The sequence below is a fragment of the Limosilactobacillus coleohominis 101-4-CHN genome (assembly GCF_000161935.1).
Taxonomy (GTDB): domain Bacteria; phylum Bacillota; class Bacilli; order Lactobacillales; family Lactobacillaceae; genus Limosilactobacillus; species Limosilactobacillus coleohominis_A.
The window spans coordinates 1-3,236 of record NZ_GG698808.1; the positions used below are offsets into that span (position 1 = coordinate 1).

The 3,236-nt window shown below is 51.4% G+C and carries 2 rRNA genes; both read right to left on the reverse strand.

Annotation, left to right across the window (positions count from 1 at the left end):
• Positions 1-117: ribosomal RNA gene (gene rrf / locus HMPREF0501_RS08435) — 5S ribosomal RNA — on the reverse strand.
• A gap of 68 nt (positions 118-185) precedes the next feature.
• A 23S ribosomal RNA gene (locus HMPREF0501_RS08440) occupies positions 186-3,106 on the reverse strand.
• Positions 3,107-3,236 lie beyond the last annotated feature (130 nt).

The following is a 3,236-nucleotide window of genomic DNA, read 5'->3' on the forward strand; positions in this document are numbered from 1 at the left end:
GCGTGGCAACGTCCTATCCTCGCAGGGAGCGATCCCCCAACTACTTTTGGCGCGTTGAAGCTTAACTTCTGTGTTCGGCATGGGAACAGGTGTATCCTTCAAGCCATCATCACCACACTTTGAAAGCTTGTGCTTTCAAAACTAAACAATATCCTTACTCTAACCCTTCAAGTGACAACACCACTGCGGTTAAGTCCTCGACCGATTAGTAATGGTCCGCTCCATGCGTCGCCGCACTTCCACTTCCATCCTATCTACCTCATCATCTCTGAGGAGTCTTACTTCCTTAACGGAATGGGAAATCTCATCTGGAGGCGAGTTTCACACTTAGATGCTTTCAGCGTTTATCTCATCCATACATAGCTACCCAGCGGTGCTCCTGGCGGAACAACTGGTACACCAGCGGTATGTCCATCCCGGTCCTCTCGTACTAAGGACAGGTCCTCGCAAATTTCCTACGCCCGCGACGGATAGGGACCGAACTGTCTCACGACGTTCTGAACCCAGCTCGCGTACCGCTTTAATGGGCGAACAGCCCAACCCTTGGGACCGACTACAGCCCCAGGATGCGATGAGCCGACATCGAGGTGCCAAACCTCCCCGTCGATGTGGACTCTTGGGGGAGATAAGCCTGTTATCCCCAGGGTAGCTTTTATCCGTTGAGCGATGGCCCTTCCATACGGAACCACCGGATCACTAAGCCCGACTTTCGTCCCTGCTCGACCTGTCTGTCTCGCAGTCAAGCTCGCTTGTGCCTTTACACTCTGCGAATGATTTCCAACCATTCTGAGCGAACCTTTGGGCGCCTCCGTTACCTTTTGGGAGGCGACCGCCCCAGTCAAACTGCCCACCTGACACTGTCTCCCGCCACGCTGAGTGGCGCGGGTTAGAGTGGTCATAATGCAAGGGTAGTATCCCACCAACGCCTCCGTCGAAACTAGCGTTCCGACTTCAATGGCTCCTACCTATCCTGTACAAGCAGTACAAACACTCAATATCAAGCTACAGTAAAGCTCCATGGGGTCTTTCCGTCCTGTCGCGGGTAGCCTGCATCTTCACAGGCAATTCAATTTCACCGAGTCTCTCGTTGAGACAGTGCCCAGATCGTTACGCCTTTCGTGCGGGTCGGAACTTACCCGACAAGGAATTTCGCTACCTTAGGACCGTTATAGTTACGGCCGCCGTTTACTGGGGCTTCATTTCAGAGCTTCGCCGAAGCTAACCCTTCCATTTAACCTTCCAGCACCGGGCAGGCGTCAGCCCCTATACTTCATCTTACGATTTTGCAGAAACCTGTGTTTTTGATAAACAGTCGCCTGGGCCTTTTCACTGCGGCTACCCGTGAGGGCAGCACCCCTTCTCCCGAAGTTACGGGGTCATTTTGCCGAGTTCCTTAACGAGAGTTCTCTCGCTCACCTTAGGATTCTCTCCTCGACTACCTGTGTCGGTTTGCGGTACGGGCAGTTAATTACTCCTTAGAAGCTTTTCTCGGCAGCGTGACATCGGCGACTTTGCTACTATAATTTCGCTCCCCATCACAACTTGTCAACACGATCGCAAGCATTTAACTCGCAACCTGACTCATTGCTTGGCCGGACTCTTCCAATCGTCCGGTTCGCTTAGCCTTCTGCGTCCCTCCATCGTCAAACATAATTAACTGGTACAGGAATCTCAACCTGTTAGCCATCGACTACGCCTCTCGGCCTCGCCTTAGGTCCCGACTTACCCTGGGTGGACGAGCCTTCCCCAGGAAACCTTAGTCATTCGGTGGACAGGATTCTCACCTGTCTTTCGCTACTCATACCGGCATTCTCACTTCTAAGCGCTCCACCAGTCCTCACGGTCTGACTTCGCCGCCCTTAGAACGCTCTCCTATCACGTGCACGTCGTGCACATCCACAGTTTCGGTAATATGCTTAGCCCCGGTACATTTTCGGCGCAGGATCACTCGACTAGTGAGCTATTACGCACTCTTTAAATGGTGGCTGCTTCTGAGCCAACATCCTAGTTGTCTATGCAACTCCACATCCTTTTCCACTTAGCATATATTTAGGGACCTTAACTGGTGATCTGGGCTGTTCCCCTTTCGACGGTGGATCTTATCACTCATCGTCTGACTCCCGGACATAAATCAATGGCATTCGGAGTTTATCTGAAATTAGTAACCCATGACGGGCCCCTCGTTCAAACAGTGCTCTACCTCCACGATTCTTCATTCCGAGGCTCCCCCTAAAGAGATTTCGGAGAGAACCAGCTATCTCCAAGTTCGTTTGGAATTTCACCGCTACCCACAGTTCATCCCAGCCATTTTCAACTGACACGGGTTCGGACCTCCAGTGCGTTTTACCGCACCTTCATCCTGACCATGGGTAGGTCACCTGGTTTCGGGTACATAACTGCGTACTTCGTACGCCCATTTCAGACTCGCTTTCGCTACGGCTCCGGTTTTTCCACCTTAACCTTGCACGCAATCATGACTCGCCGGTTCATTCTGCAAGAGGCACGCCGTCACCCATTAACGGGCTCCGACAGCTTGTAGGCACATGGTTTCAGGAACTATTTCACTCCCCTCCCGGGGTGCTTTTCACCTTTCCCTCACGGTACTGGTTCACTATCGGTCACTAGGGAGTATTTAGCCTTGCGAGATGGTCCTCGCGGTTTCCGACGGGGTTTCACGTGTCCCGCCGTACTCAGGATCCTGAACGGAGAACGTGACGTTTCGACTACTGGACTCTCACCATCTCTGGTGCAGCTTCCCAACTGCTTCGTCTACGTCGCGTTTTGGTAACTCCAATGTTCAGTCCTACAACCCCAACGAGCAAGCTCGTTGGTTTGGGCTCTTTCCGTTTCGCTCGCCGCTACTCGGGAAATCGATGTTTCTTTCTCTTCCTGCAGCTACTTAGATGTTTCAGTTCACTGCGTCTACCGCTTGCCAGCTATGAATTCACTGGTCAAGCAAGCACCGACTAAGGTGCTTGGGTTTCCCCATTCGGAAATCTCCGGATCAAAGCGTACTTACCGCTCCCCGAAGCATATCGGTGTTAGTCCCGTCCTTCATCGGCTCCTAGTACCAAGGCATTCACCATGCGCCCTTCATAACTTAACCTACATGATCTTCGATCATTTCGATTAATTGAGTTAGCGATTATTTCATTAAACAACTCAAATAACGCGGTGTTCTCGGTTTTCTTGATTAATTAGAACATAGAATATTATTTAGTTTTCAAAGTACAAAC